Raw genomic sequence first — 20,364 nt, 5'->3', positions numbered from 1 at the left:
AACCGCACCGTCAACTGAAGAGAGACATCGCCATGCAGACAAGACGATCCCTCCGCGGGCCGAGCGCGCGGGCCGCCGCTCTGGCCCTGGCCATCACCTGCGCGGGGGCTGTCCTGGCCCCGGCGCCGGCGGCGGCCGCGAGCGACACCATCGGCGTGACCCTGACGACGTCGGACCTGAGCCAGGCCCTGACCCCGCAGCCGGGCATCGCACTCGGCCCGGTCTCCTCGGGCAGTGTGAACCTGAAGGTGGACGACAGTCAGTCGTTCCAGACCATCGACGGTTTCGGCGCCTCGTTCACCGACACCTCGGCCTACCTCCTGCAGAACAAGCTCGACGCCAGCACGCGCGACCGCGTGATGCGTGACCTGTTCAGCCGGGGGTCCGGCATCGGCCTGTCGGTGATGCGGGTGCCGATGGGTTCCTCCGACTACACCGCGACCCCCGCGAGCAACCCCTCCACCTACTCCTACGACGACAACGGCGGCGTCGCCGACCCGAGCCTCGCCAACTTCTCGACCGCGCACGACGACGACTACATCGTCCCGATCATCAAGCAGGCGCAGACGCTCAACCCGTCGATGCGGCTCTTCGCCAACACGTGGAGCCCGCCGGCCTGGATGAAGACCAGCAACACGATGCTGGGCGCGGGCAACGGCACCCTGAAGGCCGACATGTACGGCCCGCTCGCGCAGTACTACGTCAAGTTCCTCCAGGAGTACAAGGCCAAGGGCGTCAAGGTCTGGGGCGTCACCCCGCAGAACGAGCCGACGATCTCGCCGTCGTCGTACTCGGCGATGCTGTGGCCCGCCGGCGACGAGGCGAGGTTCATCGCCGACCATCTCGCCCCGGCGCTGAAGCAGGCCGGCCTCGACGACACCAAGATCCTCGGTGCGGACGCGGACCATGTGGACGTCACCTACGCCAACACGCTGATGGCCAACCAGGCGGCCCGCGACGCGCTCTACGGCACCGCGTGGCACTGCTACCGCAACGACCTGCGGAACATGACCACCATCCACAACTCGTTCCCGGACAAGAGGCTCTACGAGAGCGAGTGCTCCACCGGCCCCGGCATCGCGCCGATGAACGCGGCCCAGCTCGCCCTGGAATCCACGTTCAACTGGGCCAACGGCGTGCTCCTGTGGAACCTGGCCCTGGACACCGCCGGCGGCCCCAAGATGGGTGTCGGCTGTGAGAAGTGCACCGGGCTGGTCACCGTCGACCAGGCGACCGGCAAGGCCACGTACACGAACAACTACTACCAGCTCGGCCAGTTCTCGAAGTTCGTCGTCCCCGGCGCGACACGTATCGGCTACAGCGACGGCGGCAACGTCTGGGCCCAGGCCTACGAGAACCCGGACGGCGGGCAGGTGCTCGTCGCGCACAACAACAACTCCAGCAGCACGGCCTTCACGGTCACCTGGAACAACGCGGGTTCCTTCCAGTACACCCTGCCCGCCGGCGCCACGGTGACCTTCACCCGGGGCGCGCAGACGGCCGCCGCCGCGATCGTCGGCCAGGGCTCCCACAGGTGCCTGGACGACACGGGCAACGCGGCCAACGGTGTCCAGCAGTACATCTGGGACTGCACGTCCGGGAATGCCAACCAGGCCTACACCTACTCGGCGGGCCGTGAGCTCAGGATCGCGGGCAAGTGCCTCGGCGCGTCCGGCAACGGCACGGCCAACGGTACGAAGGTGATCACCTGGGACTGCAACGGTGGCACCAGTCAGAAGTGGACGTTCCGCGCTGACGGAAGTGTCACCAACGACCTGTCCGGGCTCTGTCTCGACGTGACCGGGACGGCCACGGCGAACGGTTCCAAGGTCCAGCTGTGGAGCTGCACCGGCGCGTCCAACCAGAAGTGGTCGCTCTCCAGCGGAGGCTGACCGACGGCGCCCGGCCGGCGCGTGGGTACGCCCGCGTGCCGGCCGGGCGTCGTGTCCCGCCCCGGGCGGCGCCGTCAGAAGGGGAAGTCCCTGGGCTCCCCCCGCAGGGTGATCCAGCGGAGTTCGGTGAACTCCTCCGCGGCATAGCCGGTGCCGAAGCGGCCTCAGCCGCTCTCCTTCACACCGCCGAAGGGCATGTCGGGCTCGTCGTTGACCGGTTGGTCGTTGATGTGCACTGTTCCCGCCTGGAGACGGCGGGCGATGTCCGGTCCGCGATGGGCGTCGCCGGTCAGGACACCCGCGGTCAGCCCGTAGCGGGAGGCGTTCGCGCGTTCCACGGCGTGGTCGGCGTCGTCGACCGTCTCCAGGATCACGACCGGGCCGAAGGTCTCGTCGAAGGCGAGTTCGGCGTCCTCGGGGACGTCGGTCAGGACGGTGGGCGGATAGCACGGCGGCTCGGCCGCTCCCCCGGTCAGGAGACGGGCGCCCATCGAGACGGCTTCCTCGACGCGGCGCTCCAGCGTGCACCCGGTGACCGTGCTGTCCGACGTGCCTCGGGACGCGGACCTGTACTACGCGGAGGCCTTCGGGCGGTGTGCGTCGTGAAGTCGTTCGCCGACGACGCCACCGCCGTGGCCGTAGCCGTCGCCAACGACACCGACAACGGCCTGGCCTGCGGCATCATCACCGAGAACGCCACCCACGGACCGTCCGTCGCGCGCCGGATCCGTACCGGCATCGTGCACGTCAACGACCAGTGGGCCCACTACCCCTTCTGACCGAGGGCCGCCGCCGTGTCGGCGCCCTCGGCGCGTCCCCGTACCTCGTTGCGGAAGTCGATCGGGGTACGGCCCGCGCGCTGTATGAAGAACTTGCTGAACTGGGAGGGCGTGACGAAGCCCAGGTGGTCGGAGATCTGCGCCGCGCTCTCGTCGCTGTGCGCCAGCAGACGCTTCGCCTCCAGCACGACCCGGCGGTCGATGAACTCCTTCGCGCTGAGCCCCGCGCCCGCCAGGGTCGCCCGCGCGAGGGTGCGCCCCGAGTAGCCCAGCATGTGGGCGTAGTCCTCCACCCGTCGGGTGGCCGTGAAGTGCCGTTCGACGGCGTCACGGAAGCGCAGGTAGGTCTCGTCGGGCTCCGGAGCGGGGCCGCCGACCGGGACGGTGAGATGGGCCAGCCGCAGCAGGAGGACGGCGAGGAGGTGGCGCAGTGCCGCGATGTGCAGGTCGAGCGGGAGGCGCCCCAGCGACCGGAACTCGTGGCGCAGATGGTCGGCGGCCATGGTCACCGCCTCGGCGTCGGCGGCGACCGGAGTGGTGACGACCGGCGCGTGCGGATCGTCGACCCGGGCGGCCGTCGCCGTGGCCGGGTCCAGCACGTCCTGCTGGAAGAGGATCAGGGTGCCCTCGGCGCCGGCCAGGTCGCCCCACTGGTGAACCTGCCCCGGACGCACCCAGAGCCAGGAGCCCGGCCGCAGGGTGTGGTCGTCGAAGTCGACGACATGCCGGAGGACACCCGCGCCGAGCGTGAGCAGATGGTGGAAGTCGGGGCGCTGAGGCCGTCCGAGGGTGTGCTCGGGGACGCGCCGCCGTAACTCGGCCAGCGACATGACCTCGACACCGGCGGGCGTCCCCGCGGGCGCGGCGAACGGGATCTCCGGGATGTCGCGCCGGGAGTCGTGTCGCTTTTTGGCCATCATCAGTCGGAAGTTTATCCGGCTTCCTCCCCCCGCTCTTCGTACCTTGGTCCTGCCGCTGCGGGAGCCGGCGCCTCGGCGGCTGAGCCATCGTCGTCACCGAAGGAAGAGACGCGCGCATGTCCGAAGCAACGGCCGCATCCGCCCCCACGACCGTCGTCACCGGCTCCACCGGCCGGCTCGGCGGGCGCGTCGCCCGGCGTCTCGCCGAGCGAGGCATCCCGCAGAAACTGCTGGCCCGCAGCCCGGAACGCGCCCCTCGGCTGACCGGGGCACTCGCCGTGCGCGGCGACTACGCCGACCACGACGCCGTGCGGGAGGCCCTCGCGGGGACCCGCACCCTCTTCATGGTCTCCGCCTCCGAGAGCGCCGACCGGCTCGCCCGGCACAAGGCGTTCGTCGACGCCGCAGCGGAGGCGGGGGTACGGCACCTGGTGTACGTCTCCTTCTACGGTGCCGCACCCGACGCCACGTTCACCCTCGCGCGCGACCACTTCCACACCGAGCAGCACATCCGCGCGAGCGGGATGGCACACACCTTCCTCCGGGACAACCTCTACGCGGAGTTCGTCCCCGATCTCGTCGGCGAGGACGGCGTCATCCGCGGTCCGGCGGGCAGCGGGCGCGCCGCGTTCGTCGCCCAGGACGACATCGCCGAGGCGGCCGCCGCGGTGCTGTCCCGGCCGGACGACCATGCCGGCGTGACGTACGACCTGACCGGACCCGAGTCACTGTCGCTGGACGACGCGGCCGTCGTCCTGTCCGAGCACCTCGGGCGCGCCGTCACCTACCGACGGGAGACGGTCGAGGAGGCCTACGCCTCCCGCGCCTCCTACGACGCCCCGGGCTGGCAGCTGGACGCCTGGGTGTCCACCTACACGGCCATCGCCTCCGGTGAGCTCGACGGCGTCAGCGACGCCGTGCCACGCCTCACCGGCCGTCCCGCCACACCCCTCACCGACGTCGTCCGCGCCACTGCGAGCTGACGGGCCACCGAGACCTCGCATGTCGCTTTTTGAACATACTCGGTCGCCATTCCTGCGGAACAACCCGGTGCCGTCGACATAGTTTGAACACATCGCCGCTGGACCGCCCCTCCGTCCCGGCAAGGTTCCCGAGCAAGGAAGACAGTCATGAGCAACGCGAAGAACACCGTCCTTCAGGCCGCCACCGAGTTGTTCGGCGACAAGGACCCCTCCGCGGTGGACCGCTGGGTGGCCGCGGACTACAAGCAGCACAGCGCGCTCGCCGCCGACGGCCCCGAGGCCCTTCGCGGACTCGTCGCCGGCCTGGGCGACGACTTCCGTTACGAAGGCGCCCGGGTCATCGCCGACGGCGACCTGGTCGCCCTGCACGGCACCTACCACGCCTTCGGTCCGGACCCGCTCGTCGGGTTCGACATCTTCCGCGTCGACGCCGACGGCAAGCTGGCCGAGCACTGGGACGCGCTGACCCCGCTGGTGAAGGACACCGTCTCCGGCCGCTCCCAGACCGACGGGCCCGCGGCGGTCACCGAGACCGACAAGACCGACGCCAACCGCGCCCTGGTGGCCGAGTTCGCGGAGAAGGTCCTCGTCGGCGCCGACTACTCGGTGCTCACCGACTACATCTCCACCGAGACCTACCACCAGCACAACACCGACGCCGCCGACGGACTCGACGGCTTCGGGGCGGCCGCGGCCAAGTGGGCCGAGCAGGGCAAGAACCTCGTCTACAAGACGGTGCACAGGATCATCGCCGAGGGCGAGTTCGTGCTGACCCAGTCCGAGGGCGAGTTCGGCGTGGCGGTCGCCTACTACGACCTCTTCCGTGTCGCGGACGGCAGGATCGTCGAGCACTGGGATGTCATCGCCCCCGCTCCGGCCGAACTGCCGCACGGCAACGGCCTGTTCTGAGGGTGATCCAGCGCCGACGGTCCGGCGCCGCCTGCACGCACGGGCGGATGCCGAGCCATCGGCGCACCTCGTTCACCCGTCTCGACCACCCCGACGCCAGCCCCTCCCGCCTGCCCTGCTCGCCCCGCCCGTCCCGCCCGTCCCGCCCGTCCCGCCCGTCCCGCCCGTCCCGCCCGTCCCGCCCGGAGCCTTCATGCCGCTGATCCGCGCCCTGGCCGCCTACCGATCGGCCGTCGCCCTCGACGAACCCTTCCGCCCGACGGCGGCGCCGGCCGCGGCCGCTCGGTTGGACACACATGTGCGTGCGGCCCTGCGTCTGCTCGGCACCGATCCGGCCGTAGCCCGGTCGGGGATGACCGGCGGCGCCCTGGAACACCTCGCCGACGCCGACAACGGCGCCGACGCGGCCACGGCCCGTCAGGCGCTGCGCGCGCTGTTGACCGTACGTGATCCGGGCCCGTTGCCGGAGGGGGCGGAGCGGGAGCTGGACGCACTCCTCGGCGCGGAGCGGGGTTTGCGGCCCGTCGTCTCGGCGCTCGAACTCCCCACCGTTCGGGCGGAGTTCCCCGGCACGCCGTACTCCGCCGCGGCCGAGACCGTGCTGTGGCGAGGAGACATCACCACGCTCGCCGCCGACGCCGTGGTCAACGCCGCCAACAGCCGACTGCTGGGCTGTTTCCGCCCGTTGCACCCCTGTATCGACAACGCCATCCACAACGCGGCCGGGCCCCGGCTGCGCGACGACTGCCACACGATCATCACAGCGCAGGGAGCCCTGGAACCCACCGGTACCGCGAAGATCACCCGGGGCCACCACCTGCCGGCCCGGTACGTCCTGCACACCGTCGGCCCTGTCGTCCACGGGACTCCGCAGGCGCACGACGCGCGGTTGCTCGCGTCCTCCTACCGGGCGTGCCTGGACCTCGCCGCCGAGGTGGAGTCCATCCGCACGCTCGCGCTGTGCGCCGTCAGCACCGGCGTCTTCGGCTATCCCAAGGAGCAGGCCGCACCCGTCGCTCTGCACACCGTCGCCGAGTGGATCGCGGCGCATCCCGGCAGGTTCGACCGCGTGGTCTTCACCGTGTTCGAGGCAGCCGACGAACGGGCCTACCGCGATGCCCTCGGTGCAGCGACGGCCCTCCCCGCGCGACCCGGGACGGACCGTCGACGACCGTGAGCCCAGCCGACCTGCTGGTACGCCGCCTCAGGTTCTTCAAGGCTTCGGATCGGGCGCGTGGGCGTGCCGGTGGTGGGCATAGTCGCCGGTGTGTTGCTCGGCCCAGTCCTGCAAGTGCCGCAGTGCGGTGGTGGCGCCCCGGGCCAGGTCGGTCAGGGCGTACTGCACCGTCGGTGGGCGGCTGGCGAGCACGGTGCGGGTGATCAGTCCACCGGCTTCCAGCTCGCGCAGGGTCTGCGCCAGCATCTTGTCGCTGACGCCGCCGGCCCGCCGACGCAGCTCGGACCAGCGCTGCGGACCGTCGACGAGATCGACCAGGACCAGGGTGGCCCACCTGGCCGTGACCAGGTCGAAGAGCTGCCTGCTGGGGCAGGCGGGATCGCGGACGTTGCCTCGCATGCTTTCCTGCACGTGCTCACCTCACCCAAAGGTATGTACTTCCCCAGAGAAAGTAACTCGGTGAGAGTGAGTGGGCCAACCCCTGAACGTCAAGGAGTACCCGTGGTTACCGACGATGCCGTGACCCCCGCCGCGCCCACCGTGACGCTGCTCGGCGGCCCCACCGCGCTGATCCGACTGGCCGGCTGGACGCTGCTGACCGACCCGACCTTCGACGCCGCCGGCACCGAGTACCAGGACGGGCCGGTCCGGCTGCGCAAGACCTCCGACCCGGCGCTGAAGCCCGCGCAGCTGCCCGCTCTCGACGCCGCCCTGGTCAGCCACACCCAGCACCGGGACAACCTCGACACCACCGGACGTACGGTGCTGTCCGGTGCCCCGAAGGTGTTCACCACCGTCGACGGCGCCGCCGATCTCGGGGAGGCAGCCGTCGGACTGAAGCCCTGGGAGACCAGGGTCCTGTCGATGCCGGGTCGTACGACGCTGAACGTCACCGCGGTCCCGGCCCGTCACGGCCCTGCCGGCAGCGAGACTCTCACCGGTCCGGTCACCGGCTTCCTCCTGCACACCGACGACGGCTCGGCACCGACGGTGTACGTCTCCGGCGACACCGTCGACCTGGACGCGATGAGCGCGCTGGCCGACCGGTACCGCGTCGACGTGGCGCTGCTGCACCTGGGCGCGGCCGGCTTCGAGGAGCTCGGTGACGTACGGCTGTCGCTGACCGCGGCCCAGGCCGTGGAGGCCCGACGACTGCTCGGCGACCCCTTCGTGGTGGCTGTGCACGCCGAGGGCTGGACGCACTACACCGAGGACCGCGGCCAGGCCCAGCAGGCGTTCGACGCGGCGGGCGTCACGCTGCACTGGCCCATCCCGGGCCGGCCCGTCACCCTGCCGGACGGGCGCGCCGACGCCACCTCACCCGGGGGCGCCGGCGCACTGGCCCGCTCCTTCTACACCGCCGTCCGCACACCCTGACCAGCCGTCTGCGCAGGTTCGAGGCGTACGGGATCGTGACCCGCTCCGTCCACGCCGAGGTGCCGCCGCGGGTCGAGTACGAGCTCACGCCGCTCGGGCAGCGGCTGCGTACGGTGCTGGACGCGATGGCGGAGTGGGGTGTGACCGTCCGGGACCCGCACCTCGACGACCCTGCACCGGACGACCCCGGCCTCGGCGACGCCGGCCTCGGCGCCCCTCCCTTCGCCCACCCCCACCCCGGCGACGCTCGTAGGTGATCGCCCGTCGGGGTATCGAGCGTCGTCAGCGCAGGAGGGACGTGGCGTCCCCCATCACGATCACCGGCTTCAGCGCCGGGTCGAGTTCGAGCAGCAGTTCCTTCATGTGCTGCCGCGAGAGGCTGACACAGCCGTGGGTGGGTCCGCCGTGGTCCACGTGCAGCCAGATGCCGCCGCCCCGGTCCGCGCCGAGCGGACGCGTCCAGTCGAGCGGGGTGGTGCCCCGCTCGCGGTTGTAGTCGATCGCGATCACGTAGTCGAAGGAGCCGGCCAGCGGCTCGCCCTCGAATCCGGTACCGCCGATGGTGAAGGCACCGGAGCGGTCGTAGGGCAGCTTCGTGCCCGGGTCGGCGAGCAGTCCGCCCGCGTCGCTGAGCGTGAACACACCGACGGGCGAGTGCAGATCGCCCGCGACATGGTGGTCGGTCCAGCCCCGGAGCGCGTTGTGAGCGGCCCAACTCCGCCCAGCGGTCCAGCCGTTGGCGGTACGCCGGTACAACACCACCCGCGAGTCGGAGGAGTTCTTGGCCTTCCCGGTGACGAGGACGACCTGCCGGGCGTCGTCGGGTATCCCCGCGAGCGTCCTGGGGCCGAGGCCCGGGAGGTCGGTCACCGCTGCGGTGCTCGGGCCCGCGCTTTCCGAGGCTGCCTTGAGCCTCGCGTCACCGCCGGCCTTGTCCTTGGCCTTGTTCTTGGCCTCGTCCTTGGCCTTGGCGTCCGATGCGGCGTCCGCCTCGGCCTTGTCCCTGGCCTTCGCTTCGGCGTCCGCGCCCCTTTCACCGGCCGCGTTCGGGCCGGACCCTGCGTCGGCCGGGGCGGGTGCGACGGCCTGTACGTCGTGCCCGCCGGCGGCCGAGGGCGCGGCTCTCGTCGGCTCGTCGCCGGGGCCGCCGCGGTCGACCAGGGTGACGGTGAACGTGACGGCCAGGGCCAGCACCGCGGCCGGCAGCGGCAGACGTCTCATCGCGCCGCGCGCCGGGGCTCCTTGGTGGTCCTGCCCCGTTCGACCGCGGCCCGGCCGCCGGTCGTGGCCGGGCCGCGGGCCTGTCCTCCGGTGGCGCGCGGTCCCGGCCGGGGCCGGCTCGGACGCCGGGGTCGGGGCCGGCCCCGGGCCGGTGTGGTGTGTGGGTTCGTCGTCATGCATGGGGCCAGCGTGGAGCGCGAGGATCAGGAAGTTGTCAGGGTGTGGGAAGAACCGCACCAGCGCCGTTCGCCCTGCTGACGCCGCCTCAGCGCGCATAAGGTCACCGGCGTGTGCGCATACATTCTGATCGCCGAGGACGACGGCATGCAGGCCGAACTCATCCGCAGACTCCTCGTCAGGGAAGGCCATACGGCCGTCGTCGTGTCCGACGGCCCCGCCGCTCTCGACGAGGCCCGCAGGCGCCGGCCCGACCTGGTGATCCTCGACGTGATGCTGCCGGGCCTCGACGGGTTCGGCGTCTGCCGTGTGCTGCGCCGGGACGCGGACATACCCGTGCTGATGCTCACGGCCCGCTCCGCCGAGGACGATCTGCTGCTCGGCCTCGACCTCGGCGCCGACGACTACATGACGAAGCCGTACAGCCCCCGGGAACTGCTGGCACGCATCCGCATCGTCCTGCGCCGCACGCTGCCCCCCGTCGAGGACTCCCCCGTGCTGCGCGTCGGGGCCGTCACCGTCGACCCGCTGCGGCACGAGGTCACCTGTGACGGCGCGGCGGTCGGCTGCACCCCGGGCGAGTTCGCCATCCTGACGGCCATGGCAGCCGAGCCCGAACGGGTCTTCTCGCGCCGCCAGTTGCTGGAACACACCCGTGGTCACGACCGGGCGTCCACCGAGCGGGCCATCGACATGCACATCGTGAACCTGCGCAAGAAGATCGAGCCCGATCCGCGAACGCCCGTACGGCTGCTGACGGTGTTCGGTGTCGGCTACAAACTCGTGGACGGCCAGGGCGCCGCATGACCCGCCCGGACGGCGTGACGCCGCCCCTCGGCCGCATCCCCTGGCACCGGAGTCTGCTGGTACGGCTGCTGCTGACCTCCGTGGCGATCGCGGTGCTGTCCGTGGGCGCCACCGCCTGGCTCGCCGTCCAGCTCACCACCCGGGCCATCCAGGAGGAACGCGGCCAGGTGCTCTCCGACGACTCCGACATCCTGCGCCGACTCAGCGGCCATGCCGCGACCCACCCCGAGTGGGACGGCGTCGCCTCCACCGTCCGCACGCTCTCCCGCACCCTGGACCGGCGCGTCGCCCTGACCACGGCCGGCGGCCGGCTCATCGCCGACTCCGCCGCCCCCGGCACCGCGCTGCCCGTCCGTGCCTCGGCCACCGTCGACCCGCTGCGCACGGACACCTACAGCGAGCCCGGCGCCCAGCTCGCCGGTATCGACCCGCGGGCGGTGGGTCCCTTCCGGCTGACGCCCGCCGAGGCGGAGAAGGTGAGCAGGCTGGCGCAGCGCCGCGCGGAGTGCGTGGCCGGGTTCGGCGGGGGCGGTGGCACCAGACAGATGCCCAGCGGCCGCACCGTGGTCGTCACCGACGACGCCCCGGGGGCCGTGCTCACGGAGTGCGCCGGCCGGACCGACGACGCGCCGATGCCCACCGAGCGCAGGGCGCTGGCGGCCCTCGCGAAGCTGATGGCCGGTTGCCTCCCCGGCGACTGGAAGCGGCTGGTCGAGGCGGACCCCGCCATGCGTGAACTGTTCGGCACCGACGTCGTCCCGGGGGTCTCCGGCCAGGCGGCCGGCAAAGGCGATCCGCGGGTGCAGAGCTGTATCGACACGGCGCGTCGCACACAGCTCGATCCCTACGTAGCCCCGTCGGCGATCCTCTACCTCGGCGACCGCGACCAGCAACGGTCGGGCTTCGACCTCTCGTCCGCCAACAAGACCAAGATCATCGGGGTGAGCGGGCTCGTCCTGGCCGTCACGATCACGCTGACCGCGCTCGTCGCCGTCCGTCTCGTCCGCCCGCTGCGCGCCCTGACGGCCGCCGCCCGGCAGCCGTCCGAGCAGCACGCCCGGGTCGCCGTCACCACCAGGGACGAGACGGGCTTCCTGGCCGCCGCCTTCAACGACCTGACGGAGCGCCGGGAACGCACGGAGGCCCAACGCAAGGCCATGGTCAGCGACATCGCCCACGAACTGCGCACCCCGCTGACCAATATCCGCGGGTGGCTGGAGGTCACCCGCGACGGACTGCTCGACCCCGATCCCGACCTCATCGCCTCCCTGCACGACGAGGCGCTGCAACTGCAGCACATCATCGACGACCTGCGTGACCTCGCGGCGGGCGACGCCGGCACCCTGCGGCTGCACCGGGAGCCGCTGGCCACGGACGAGTTGCTCGGCCAGGTCGCCGCCGCCCATCGCAGCCGCGCCGAGGCCGCGGGCATACGGCTGCGGGCGGAGGCAGATCCAGGGCTCTGGATCGACGCCGACCCGGTGCGCATGCGGCAGGTGCTGGGCAACCTCGTCTCCAACGCGCTGCGCCACACCCCCGCGCGGGGCACGGTCACCCTCGGCGCCCGGGGTACGGAGGACGAGGCCGTCCTGACCGTGGGCGACACCGGGGACGGCATCGCCGCCGCCGACCTGCCCCATGTCTTCGACCGGTTCTGGCGCGCCGAGAAGTCCCGCAGCAGACGCACCGGAGGCAGCGGTCTCGGGCTGTCCATCGTGCGCCAGTTCGTCGAGGCGCACGACGGCACGGTCACCGTCGGCAGCACGCCCGGCGGCGGTGCGGAGTTCACCGTGCGGCTGCCGCGCGTGCCCGGGCCTGAGGAGTCCGCGCCGTGAGTGGGGCGCATACCGACCGCAGCGCGCGGCGCCGGTCACCCGCCGACGCAAAGAGGGACGCGATGATCGGCGCCGGCATACTCGGCGGGATGACATCGATGGACCCTTTCCGTGCTGAGGCCCGTGGTCGTGGTGTACCGGAGGACGAGGTCGAGCGGTGGCTCCGGAGCGTGCGGCGGCCCTGCGTGACGTTGAGCCCTGTCGGTCAGGTTCCGGAGGGTGGGGTGGTGGCCGGGCGGGTCGGTGGGTTACCGCCGATGCCCGAGGGTGAGCCCGTTCCGGACCTGCCGTTCCTCGCCTCGGTCGACCTCGCGGCACTCCCGCCGGGTGCGACGGACCTGCCGCTGCCGGCGGACGGCACCCTGCTGTTCTTCGCGGACACGGAGGACCCGTGGGGCGACGACGACTGGTCCCGGCTGGTGTACGTCCCCGTCGGCACGCCGGTCTCGGAACGCGCCCCGGAGGGGGACTGGCCGCCGGACGTCCTCCCGGTGCGGGATCTTCGCCTGGTGATCGACCCCTCGCTGCCCAACCGCGGCTCCGACACCGAGGAGTTCCCGCACGGCGGTGAGCTGGGCTCGGTGTGGTGGAAGACCTCCGGCGCGATGCAGACCGACGGGCCGGTGCAGCTCGGCGGCCACCCCTGGGTCTGGAACGCGGACCCCCTCACCGACCACGACCACGGACCGGGCGACTGGGTGCTGCTCGCGGAGGTCGGGGGCGACGACCTGACCGAGGGCGACCTGGGCATCGTGCACTGGGTGATACGCCGGGACGACCTGGCGGCCGGCCGCTTCACCGAGGCCCGGGCCTGCTTCGACATGGCCGGCTGACCCGTCCGTACGGTCGTGCCGCCGCCGTCACACATGGGATCGGCGGCGGGGTCAGCGGCAGAGTGCCATGACCGTGTCGTCGAAGTCGGGGAACTCCTGACCGGCCAGCTCGATCACGGCCGCAGCCGTCGTGCGTCGGTCCGGTGCGAACCGTTCGGCGACGGCCGCCAGTTCAGGATCGGGACGCGGGACCCGGTCGGGTTCGTACGTGGTGGCCGCCTCCCAGGGGCCGTATCCCTCGGCCAGCAGCCACAGGAAGTCGCCCAGGTCACGCGCGACGACACCGGTCTCCCCCTCGGAGCCGAGGAAGACGACGGGCTGGTCGGTCAGGGGACGGCCGGGCCGGATCAGCCAGAACGCCGCGTATCCGCCCGTGCCGTCCTGGCCGAAGACGCGGAAGGCGTCGCCGTCGAGCGCGCCGTTCCCCGTCCACGCCCGGAACCAGTCGGTGGTCTCCTCGGCGGACAGGAACGTCTCGAACGGCTCGAAGTCGATCCCGTCGCCGCCCTCGTGGACGAACGGAACGGCCAGGGCGGCGGCGAGCGCGGCGGGAAACCCCCGGTCATCAACAGGTGTCACTCGCACAGACCAGCGACAGGGTGGAGTCACGATCGGGGCCGGTCAGCGGTCCGTCGCGGGCAGGCGGGCCAGGCCGGTGTCGGTCATGACGCGGTCCACGGTCTCCGCCAGGGTGGTGTCGGCGCCGATGACGGTCTCGATCCCGCCGGGCAGCAGATCGCGGGGCCGGTACCACTCCCGCAGACAGGTCTCGTCGACGATGTCGGCGATCGGCTTGGTGGCGTGCCGGACGAGGGTCTCGTCGAAGGGAACGTCCAGGTAGTAGCTGTGGGTCGGGCCGCGATGGTCGGCGCGGAGCCGGGCGAGCATGTCGCCGTAACGGTCGGCGTACAGGATGCCTTCGACGACGACATGGAAACCCGCGTCGAGGGCGTAGCGGGCCGTCAGATCGATCAGCCCGATGTTCGCCGCGCCGGGACGGTCGTGTTCGCGGAGCACCGTGCGGCGGAGATTGTCCTGACCGACCAGGGCGAGACCCCGGCCGAACCGCTCCCGCAGGCCCGCCGCGACGGACGACTTCCCCGAGGCGCTGTTGCCGCGCAGTACGACCAGCCGGGTCTCTTCGGTGCCCACCCTCACGACGATCACGGTACCGAGACGAAGCGATCCTGTGGGGGCGATTGGGCGGTGCGGGGGTTCCCCGACGGCCCACGCGGCCCACGTGTCCCGTATTCCGGAACGGTAACTGGCGCGCCCCGTAGGTGCTCCCGTCTCCTGGCGTGGCACCCGCCGCTCCCGGACGGGTGGTCCCGACCAGGTACAGCGCCACGAGCCCTTCCCCCGAGATCCAGGAGGTGCACAGGCCGTGCCGCGTGAGTCCACAGCGCTGCCGTCAGGCGGATTCGCACTCGACCGCAACCTGCCCGAGCCTCTCTACCAACAGCTCTACGAACGGCTCAGGGACTCCATCCGCACCGGGCAGCTGCGCCCCGGGGTGCGGCTGCCCGCCACCCGGACCCTCGCCAGGGAACTCCAGGTCTCCAGGAACACCGTGCTGGTCGCCTACGAACGGCTCGTGAGCGAACAGTTCGCCACCGGGCAGGTGGGCTCGGGCACCCACGTGGCCGTCCGCCACGGTGAAGGCCGGCACGAGGACGGGGCGACGCCGAAGGTGACCCGGCTGCCGTCGCCGCCCGAGAAGCCGGGCCGGGCGTTCAAGCTCTCCGGGACCGCACGGCTGCTGCTCCAGACCGCGCGTACGGAGGACGGACGGGGGGCGGGTCCGCAGAGCGCGGGGCAGCCGTTCGTTCTCGGTGTGCCGGCGCTGGACCTCTTCCCGGCCAAACTCTGGTCGCGCGTCCTCGCACGCCGTGCGGCCCGGCTGTCGAGTTCCCTGACGCACACTCAGGATCCGCTCGGTCACTGGCCCTTACGCAAGGAGCTGGCCACCTATCTGGGGCTGGCGCGCGGGGTCTCCTGCACCGCGGAACAGGTGGTGATCACGAACAGCACGCAGACCCTCACCCATCTGCTGGCCCGGCTGTTGCTGGAGCCCCGGGAACAGGTGCTGGTCGAGAACCCGGGGTTCCCCGGTGCCCGGGCCGCGCTCATGGCCGCCGGTGTCGTCCCCTGCCCGGTGGACGTCGACCACGAGGGCCTGTGCGTCTCCTCGGGCGAGAGCCGTTACCCCTGGGCGCGGATGGCCGTCGTGACGCCCAACCACCAGTTCCCGACGGGCCGCCGCATGACGGAGTTCAGACGCGCGCAGTTGCTCGGCTGGGCGGCGCGGTCGGACCGCTGGGTGATCGAGGACGACTACGACGGGGAGTTCGCCTCCGGCAGTCCCTCACCGCCGCTGCAGCGGATGGACACCTCGAACCGGGTCATCTACCTGGGCACCTTGAACAAGGCACTGTTCCCCGCCCTGCGGCTCGCCTACGCCGTGCTCCCGCCCGACCTCGTCGACGTCGTCGCCGCCGCGCGGCACGTCGCGTACGGGGCGCCTCCGGTGCTCGAACAGGCGGCCGTGCACGACTTCATGGCGGACCATCACTTCGCCCGTCACATCCGGCGGATGCGCCAGGCCTACCAGGAGCGCCGGGAGGCCTGTGTCCGCGCGCTGCACGACGAGTTCGGCGGCCTGGTGAGGGTCCTGTCGCCGAAGGCCGGCACCCATCTCGTCGCCGGGTTCCCGGCGGGTACGGACGAGCGCCGGCTGGCCCGGCTCAGTGGCCGTTGCGGGGCCACCGTCTACCCGCTGTCCTCGTACCACTCCACCGGGACCGCCCCCGTCCCGGCGCTCGTCCTCGGTTTCGGCGCGACGCCGCCCGAGCAGGCGGCGCTCGGGGTGCGCCGGATCGCCGCCGCGTTCGAACAGTCCGCCCGCGCGGCGGGCTCACCGCCTGATGACGGTGCCTGTGCCGAAGCCCGTGCCCGTGGCGACGTCCACACCGAGGTGTCCCTACCGATGGCGGTGCGGCGCCCACGCGAAACCGATACGACACCGACGTTCGTCGGCAGGAGGAACCAGAAATGAAGACATACGACTACATCGTCGTGGGGGCCGGTTCGGCCGGCTGTGTGCTGGCCGCCCGGCTCTCCGAGGACCCGGGGGTCCGGGTACTGCTGCTGGAGGCCGGTCCGCCGGACACCGCGGAGGAGATCCGGATGCCGATGGGGTGGCCGCGACTGATGCAGTCCGCGTACGACTGGCGGTATCTGAGCGAGCCCGAGCCGGGACTGGGCGGACGCCGGCGGGTGCTGCCGCAGGGCAGAACGCTGGGCGGGTCCTCCTCGACCAACGCGATGATCTACATACGGGGCAACCGACTCGACTTCGACGGATGGGCCGCCGCCGGCGCCCGGGGCTGGGGCTGGGACGATGTGCTCCCCTACTTCCGGCGCGCGGAGGACAACACCCGGGGCGCCGACGAACTGCACGGGGTGGGCGGCCCGCTCGGGGTCTCCGACATCGTCTCGCCTCACCCGATCATGGCCGACCTGATCGAGGCCGGTGTGCAGGCCGGCCACCGGCGCAACCCCGATCTGAACGGGCCCGAGCAGGACGGATTCGGCTGGTACCAGGTCACGGTCCGGGACGGGCGGCGCAGCAGTACGGCCTCCGCGTACCTCCATCCGGTCGTCGGGCGGCCCAATCTGGACGTCCTGACCGACACCCAGGTCCACCGGGTGGTGTGCGACCGCGGGCGCGCGGTCGGGGTGGCCGCCGAACGGGCCGGTGCCGTGGTGGAGTTGAGGGCCGAGCGCGAGGTCGTCGTCTCGGCGGGGGCCTACAACTCGCCCAAGCTGCTGATGCTCTCGGGGCTGGGCATCCCGGCGGAACTGGAGGCGATGGGCATTCCGCCGCTGGTGGATCTGCCGGTGGGCGAGAACCTCCAGGACCATCCGCACGTGGCGCTGGTGTATCTCACGGACACCCTGACCAGGGAGACCGATGTCACGCCGGAGAACCTGCTGCTGTGGCGGGAGACCGGGGGCGGCCCGCTCGGCTCCAACGCCGGCGAGGCCGGCGGCTTCCTGCGGACGCTGCCCGAGCTGGCCGCGCCCGACGTGGAGGTGACCGCGAGCCCGGTGATGTTCCTGGACGAGGGGCTGACCGCACCCTTCGAGCACGCGTTCATGCTCGGCCCCACGCTGCTGACGCCCACCAGCCGGGGCAAGGTCTCGCTGCGCACACCGATGCCGGGCAGCGCTCCGCGCATCCTGAACAACTACCTGACGACGGAGGAGGACCGGCAGGCGGTGATCCGGGGAGTCCGGGCCCTGTTGGACGTCGCGGACCAGCCCGCGCTCAAGGCGCACCGACGTGCCCCGCTCAGCGTGCCGGACTCCCGTGGCGACGTCGACATCCTGCGCTTCGCCCGGCGCGTGCTGAACAGCCTCTTTCATCCCGTGGGCACCTGCGCCATCGGCGGTGTGGTCGACCCCGAGCTGCGGGTCCATGGTGTCGCGGGGCTGCGGGTGGTGGACGCGTCCGTCATGCCCACGCTGGTCCGGGGAAACACCAACGCGGCGACGATCATGATCGCGGAGAAGGCCTCGGACCTGATCCGGGGCCGGGAAGCCGCCGTGTGACTCCCTCATTCCGGTAGTCCCCCCGCGCACTGCGGGGAGGGCGAGCGTGCGGGCCGCGCCGCTGCCCGCTCCCGTACGGGGCTCCCGGTCACCGCCGTCGCGGCCGTGCCGATGCCGGGAGCGCGGAGCCCTTCGACCAGCAGTGCGGCCACGGTCTCCGTGCAACCGCCGCACCCGCTGCCCGCGCGGGTGCGGTGCCGTAGCGCCGCCGGATCGGCGCAGCCGGCCCGGACGGCGGAGCGGATCGTACCCGCCGGGACGTTGTGGCAGTGGCAGACGACCGACTCGTCCGGCAGCGCTCCGACGGGCGTGGGGAGCCCCGGCAACGGGCCGGGGAGGACTAGTTCCTCCACAGGCGCGGGCAGTGGCCGACCGCTGCCCGCGAGCGGCCTCAGCGCCGCGTAGCCGGAGATGTCGCCCACGAACGTCCCGCCGAGCAGCTTCCCCTCGCCGGTCACTCGCAGGCTTCGGTACACCCCGCCGCGGGTGTCGAGATGGGTGGCCTCGAACCCCGCGTGCGCCGCCTGCTCGTCGCCGAAGCAGGCAACGTCCACGCCGAGCAGCTTCAGCCGGGTCGCCGTGTCCCAGCCGGTGAGGGTCCGGCTGCCGCCGGTGAGGCGGTCGGCGACCACCCGGGCCATGGCGTTGCCCGGGGCCAGCATGCCGGGCGCGCTTCCGTCGGGCGTGAGCGCGCAGTCGCCGACGGCGTAGACGCGCTCGTCCTCGGTGCGGCAGGTCTCGTCGACGACGATGCCGCCCCGCTCCCCCACGGCGAGCCCGCAGGCGCGGGCCAGTTCGTCGCGGGGCCGTACCCCCGCCGCGAACACGACCACACCGGCGGGGAGGTGGACGGGTGGCGTTCCGTCGCGCGGCTGGAGCCGGACGCCGGTGGCCCGGTCGCGCGCGTCGGTCTCGACGGCGGTGAGGAGGGTGTCGGTGTGGACGGCGATGTCCAGGTCCTCGATGTGGCGGCGCAGTGTCCGGCCGCCGTACTCGTCCAGTTGACGGGGCATCAGCCAGGGGGCGGACTCGACGACCTGGACCGTCAGTCCGAGGGACCGTAACGCGTCGGCGGCCTCCAGGCCGAGCAGTCCGCCGCCGATCACCGTGCCGTCCCGCGTGTCAGCCGTCTCGCAGTGCGTCCGGAGGGCCCGTACGTCCGCGGCCGTGCGGTAGGTGAAGCAGCCGGTGGCGTCGGCTCCGGGTACGGGCGGGACGAGGGGGCGGGAGCCGGTGGCGAGGACCAGGTGGTCGTAGTCGACGACATGGCCGGCGGCCGTGGTCACCCGGCGGTGCATGCGGTCGACCGCGACGGCCGGGTCGCCGAGGCGGACCCTGATGCCGGCGCGGTCGCCGAGGCCGGGCTCGCCGAGGAGCAGGCCCGTGGGGCCGGCCCGCAGGAACAGGCAGTCCTCCGGGTCGGTCTCCCGGAAGTACCGGGAGAGTCGGATGCGGTCGTAGGCCGGTACGTCCTCCTCGGCGACCACCGTCACCCGGAGGTCCTGTAAGGTGCCGCGGGCGTCCAGCGCGGTCAGCAGGGTGTGGCCGACCATGCCGTGGCCGACCAGGACCAGGCGACGACGGCGGGCGGTCATCCGTCTCCTCCGAGGGTCGAGACCAGGTGGAGGCGTTCCGGTGGCAGGGGTTCGGTCCTCTCGTAGGCCCGGCGCACGGTGTCGACGGTGGACAGATCGCCGAGCAGGATGCCGCCGACGACACGGTCGTCCCGTGTGACGATCTTCTTGTAGACGCGCCGCCGATCGTCCGAGACGGAGAGCACGTCGGTCCTGGGCCCGCCCCGGACGCGGCCCCCGAACGCGGTGGTGGCCTCGCCGAACACCGCCAGGTCGACCTCCTTCGTGATGAGCCGGGTGAGGGTGCGGGCACCCGTGAACCGCGCGTGCGGGTCGTGCCCGGAGAGCCTGGCCGCGAGCACCTCCGCCTGCTGCCAGGCGGGCACGGCCGTGTCGTGCACGATGCCGCGGTGTTCCGCGCAGGCCCCGAGGGCGTACACGTCCGGGTCGCCGGCGCTGGCCAGCGAGTCGTCGACCACCACCCCGGTCCGCACCGGGAGCCCCGCCGCGCGGGCGAGTTCCACGTGCGGGCGCGTACCGCTGGTGACCACGACGAGTTCGGCGCTCACCATGTCCCCGTTCCCGAGGAGCACCCCGGGGCCGCCGGGCCCGTGGGCGGGGCCCGCCGCGGCCGTTCCCGTCCGGACGGTGACGCCCGTCTCCTCCAGGATGCGGCGGAGCAGTGCTCCGGCTCGGGTGTCGAGACGGCGGTGGAGCAGGTGGGGGCCCCGGTGGACGACGGTCACCGGGAGGGCGCGGGCGGCGAGGGCGAGGGCGGTCTCCACGCCGAGCAGGCCGCCGCCGACGACCGCGGCGGTACGGGCGGCGGTGCGGTCGGCGGTCAGGTGCCGACAGTCGGCGAGGGTGTGGAGGTGGTGTCCGCCCGGGGCCGGGCGGGTGTCCGGCCAGGGGTGGTGGGGGCGGCTGCCGGTCGCCAGGACCAGCGCGTCGTAGGGGTGTTCGGCGCCGGTGGAGTCGACGACCGTGCGGGCGGCCCGGTGCACGGCCGTGACGCGGACGCCGGCCCGCAGGTCGATGCCGCGCGGCAGCGGCAGGGCGATGTCCTCGGGACGGTGGTGACCGGCGAGGACTCCGGTCAGGAGCGTGCGGTTGTAGGCGGGGCGGTGTTCGCCGTCGAGGACGGTGATCCGGATGTCGGGGTTCAGGGCCGCCAGCCTGCCGGCGAACCGGGCCCCCGCCATGCCGCAGCCGACCACGAGCACGCGGCGCGCGGCGCCGTCTTCCCTTCCCACGGGTACCTCCGAG

At 72.4% G+C, this 20,364-nt stretch carries 20 protein-coding genes; 12 read left to right on the top strand and 8 right to left on the bottom strand.

Annotated elements, in window-relative coordinates; genetic code table 11:
• Positions 1-32: 32 nt before the first annotated feature.
• A complete protein-coding gene (locus HW837_RS24275) occupies positions 33-1,892 on the top strand; it encodes a ricin-type beta-trefoil lectin domain protein (RefSeq protein WP_052682800.1) in 1,860 nt (619 codons plus the stop codon).
• 164 nt (positions 1,893-2,056) lie between these two features.
• Here the strand turns inward: HW837_RS24275 and HW837_RS24270 are convergent, their stop codons facing one another.
• A complete protein-coding gene (locus HW837_RS24270) occupies positions 2,057-2,383 on the bottom strand; it encodes an aldehyde dehydrogenase family protein (protein ID WP_196789153.1) in 327 nt (108 codons plus the stop codon).
• A gap of 111 nt (positions 2,384-2,494) precedes the next feature.
• Here HW837_RS24270 and HW837_RS24265 point away from each other — a divergent pair, with 111 nt between their 5' ends.
• Positions 2,495-2,671: an aldehyde dehydrogenase family protein gene (locus tag HW837_RS24265; RefSeq protein WP_371271400.1), complete on the top strand. Its 177-nt coding sequence runs from the start codon at positions 2,495-2,497 to the stop codon at positions 2,669-2,671.
• Here HW837_RS24265 and HW837_RS24260 read toward each other — a convergent pair.
• Positions 2,659-3,591 carry a helix-turn-helix domain-containing protein gene (locus HW837_RS24260; RefSeq protein ID WP_177261748.1) on the bottom strand — a complete coding sequence of 311 codons (933 nt, stop codon included), beginning with the start codon at positions 3,589-3,591 and terminating at the stop codon, positions 2,659-2,661. The genes HW837_RS24265 and HW837_RS24260 overlap by 13 nt on opposite strands.
• Before the next feature lie 116 nt (positions 3,592-3,707).
• On the opposite strand from HW837_RS24260, the gene HW837_RS24255 reads away from it, so the two are divergent.
• The 3 genes from HW837_RS24255 to HW837_RS24245 all read left to right on the top strand — a co-directional run bounded on the left by HW837_RS24255 (position 3,708) and on the right by HW837_RS24245 (position 6,660).
• A complete protein-coding gene (locus HW837_RS24255) occupies positions 3,708-4,574 on the top strand; it encodes an SDR family oxidoreductase (RefSeq protein ID WP_045555434.1) in 867 nt (288 codons plus the stop codon).
• Positions 4,575-4,721: 147 nt separating this feature from the next.
• On the top strand, positions 4,722-5,483 hold the full coding sequence (locus tag HW837_RS24250; protein ID WP_045555435.1) for a nuclear transport factor 2 family protein: 762 nt from the start codon (positions 4,722-4,724) through the stop codon (positions 5,481-5,483).
• A 193-nt stretch (positions 5,484-5,676) separates the two neighbouring features.
• Positions 5,677-6,660: a macro domain-containing protein gene (locus HW837_RS24245; RefSeq protein WP_193380262.1), complete on the top strand. Its 984-nt coding sequence runs from the start codon at positions 5,677-5,679 to the stop codon at positions 6,658-6,660.
• Between the two features lie 36 nt (positions 6,661-6,696).
• Here HW837_RS24245 and HW837_RS24240 read toward each other — a convergent pair whose 3' ends face one another.
• Positions 6,697-7,071, bottom strand: coding sequence for a winged helix-turn-helix transcriptional regulator (locus tag HW837_RS24240; protein ID WP_193380261.1), 375 nt, complete (start codon positions 7,069-7,071; stop codon positions 6,697-6,699).
• Positions 7,072-7,161: 90 nt separating this feature from the next.
• Between HW837_RS24240 and HW837_RS24235 the strand changes: the two genes are divergently transcribed.
• A complete protein-coding gene (locus HW837_RS24235) occupies positions 7,162-8,037 on the top strand; it encodes an MBL fold metallo-hydrolase (RefSeq protein ID WP_177261747.1) in 876 nt (291 codons plus the stop codon).
• Positions 7,923-8,294 carry a winged helix-turn-helix transcriptional regulator gene (locus HW837_RS24230; protein ID WP_193380289.1) on the top strand — a complete coding sequence of 124 codons (372 nt, stop codon included), beginning with the start codon at positions 7,923-7,925 and terminating at the stop codon, positions 8,292-8,294. Before HW837_RS24235 ends, HW837_RS24230 begins: the two co-directional genes overlap by 115 nt.
• A 25-nt stretch (positions 8,295-8,319) precedes the next feature.
• On the opposite strand, the gene HW837_RS24225 is transcribed toward HW837_RS24230, so the two are convergent.
• Entirely contained in the window at positions 8,320-9,258 is a 939-nt protein-coding gene (locus tag HW837_RS24225) for a L,D-transpeptidase family protein (RefSeq protein ID WP_193380260.1), read from the bottom strand.
• A gap of 288 nt (positions 9,259-9,546) precedes the next feature.
• On the opposite strand from HW837_RS24225, the gene HW837_RS24220 reads away from it, so the two are divergent.
• The 3 genes from HW837_RS24220 to HW837_RS24210 all read left to right on the top strand — a co-directional run bounded on the left by HW837_RS24220 (position 9,547) and on the right by HW837_RS24210 (position 12,910).
• On the top strand, positions 9,547-10,242 hold the full coding sequence (locus HW837_RS24220; RefSeq protein ID WP_045555440.1) for a response regulator transcription factor: 696 nt from the start codon (positions 9,547-9,549) through the stop codon (positions 10,240-10,242).
• The gene (locus HW837_RS24215; RefSeq protein WP_045555441.1) at positions 10,239-12,077 is read left to right on the top strand and encodes a sensor histidine kinase; all 1,839 of its coding nucleotides are present in this window, start codon (positions 10,239-10,241) and stop codon (positions 12,075-12,077) included. Before HW837_RS24220 ends, HW837_RS24215 begins: the two co-directional genes overlap by 4 nt.
• A gap of 62 nt (positions 12,078-12,139) precedes the next feature.
• Positions 12,140-12,910 carry a DUF1963 domain-containing protein gene (locus HW837_RS24210; RefSeq protein ID WP_078853257.1) on the top strand — a complete coding sequence of 257 codons (771 nt, stop codon included), beginning with the start codon at positions 12,140-12,142 and terminating at the stop codon, positions 12,908-12,910.
• 51 nt (positions 12,911-12,961) lie between these two features.
• Here HW837_RS24210 and HW837_RS24205 read toward each other — a convergent pair whose 3' ends face one another.
• Together HW837_RS24205 and HW837_RS24200 are read right to left on the bottom strand one after the other, a co-directional pair.
• Positions 12,962-13,489, bottom strand: a complete 528-nt coding sequence (locus tag HW837_RS24205; RefSeq protein WP_045555442.1) for a hypothetical protein — start codon at positions 13,487-13,489, stop codon at positions 12,962-12,964.
• A 42-nt stretch (positions 13,490-13,531) separates the two neighbouring features.
• The gene (locus tag HW837_RS24200) at positions 13,532-14,077 is read right to left on the bottom strand and encodes a P-loop NTPase family protein (RefSeq protein WP_045555443.1); all 546 of its coding nucleotides are present in this window, start codon (positions 14,075-14,077) and stop codon (positions 13,532-13,534) included.
• Between the two features lie 217 nt (positions 14,078-14,294).
• On the opposite strand from HW837_RS24200, the gene pdxR reads away from it, so the two are divergent.
• Positions 14,295-15,965: a MocR-like pyridoxine biosynthesis transcription factor PdxR gene (gene pdxR / locus HW837_RS24195; protein WP_052682802.1), complete on the top strand. Its 1,671-nt coding sequence runs from the start codon at positions 14,295-14,297 to the stop codon at positions 15,963-15,965.
• Positions 15,962-17,524: a GMC family oxidoreductase gene (locus HW837_RS24190; RefSeq protein ID WP_045555444.1), complete on the top strand. Its 1,563-nt coding sequence runs from the start codon at positions 15,962-15,964 to the stop codon at positions 17,522-17,524. The genes pdxR and HW837_RS24190 overlap by 4 nt, the downstream gene beginning before the upstream one ends.
• 5 nt (positions 17,525-17,529) lie before the next feature.
• On the opposite strand, the gene HW837_RS24185 is transcribed toward HW837_RS24190, so the two are convergent.
• Together HW837_RS24185 and HW837_RS24180 are read right to left on the bottom strand one after the other, a co-directional pair.
• Positions 17,530-19,119, bottom strand: a complete 1,590-nt coding sequence (locus tag HW837_RS24185) for an FAD-dependent oxidoreductase (RefSeq protein WP_193380259.1) — start codon at positions 19,117-19,119, stop codon at positions 17,530-17,532.
• Entirely contained in the window at positions 19,116-20,351 is a 1,236-nt protein-coding gene (locus tag HW837_RS24180) for an NAD(P)/FAD-dependent oxidoreductase (protein ID WP_313895563.1), read from the bottom strand. Before HW837_RS24180 ends, HW837_RS24185 begins: the two co-directional genes overlap by 4 nt.
• Positions 20,352-20,364: the final 13 nt, after the last annotated feature.

It is taken from the genome of Streptomyces caniscabiei, assembly GCF_014930365.1.
Taxonomy (GTDB): Bacteria; Actinomycetota; Actinomycetes; order Streptomycetales; family Streptomycetaceae; genus Streptomyces; species Streptomyces caniscabiei.
This window is presented reverse-complemented; position numbering and strand designations above follow the sequence as displayed.

Bases quoted from the DNA above. Each gene is read 5' to 3' on its own strand.
- HW837_RS24260 (WP_177261748.1), bottom strand. From the start codon at position 3,591: ATGATGGCCAAAAAGCGACACGACTCCCGGCGCGACATCCCGGAGATC.
- HW837_RS24245 (WP_193380262.1), top strand. From the start codon at position 5,677: ATGCCGCTGATCCGCGCCCTGGCCGCCTACCGATCGGCCGTCGCCCTC.
- HW837_RS24210 (WP_078853257.1), top strand. From the start codon at position 12,140: ATGATCGGCGCCGGCATACTCGGCGGGATGACATCGATGGACCCTTTC.
- HW837_RS24215 (WP_045555441.1), top strand. From the start codon at position 10,239: ATGACCCGCCCGGACGGCGTGACGCCGCCCCTCGGCCGCATCCCCTGG.
- HW837_RS24250 (WP_045555435.1), top strand. From the start codon at position 4,722: ATGAGCAACGCGAAGAACACCGTCCTTCAGGCCGCCACCGAGTTGTTC.
- HW837_RS24185 (WP_193380259.1), bottom strand. From the start codon at position 19,119: ATGACCGCCCGCCGTCGTCGCCTGGTCCTGGTCGGCCACGGCATGGTC.
- HW837_RS24225 (WP_193380260.1), bottom strand. From the start codon at position 9,258: ATGAGACGTCTGCCGCTGCCGGCCGCGGTGCTGGCCCTGGCCGTCACG.
- HW837_RS24275 (WP_052682800.1), top strand. From the start codon at position 33: ATGCAGACAAGACGATCCCTCCGCGGGCCGAGCGCGCGGGCCGCCGCT.
- HW837_RS24270 (WP_196789153.1), bottom strand. From the start codon at position 2,383: ATGGGCGCCCGTCTCCTGACCGGGGGAGCGGCCGAGCCGCCGTGCTAT.
- HW837_RS24190 (WP_045555444.1), top strand. From the start codon at position 15,962: ATGAAGACATACGACTACATCGTCGTGGGGGCCGGTTCGGCCGGCTGT.
- HW837_RS24255 (WP_045555434.1), top strand. From the start codon at position 3,708: ATGTCCGAAGCAACGGCCGCATCCGCCCCCACGACCGTCGTCACCGGC.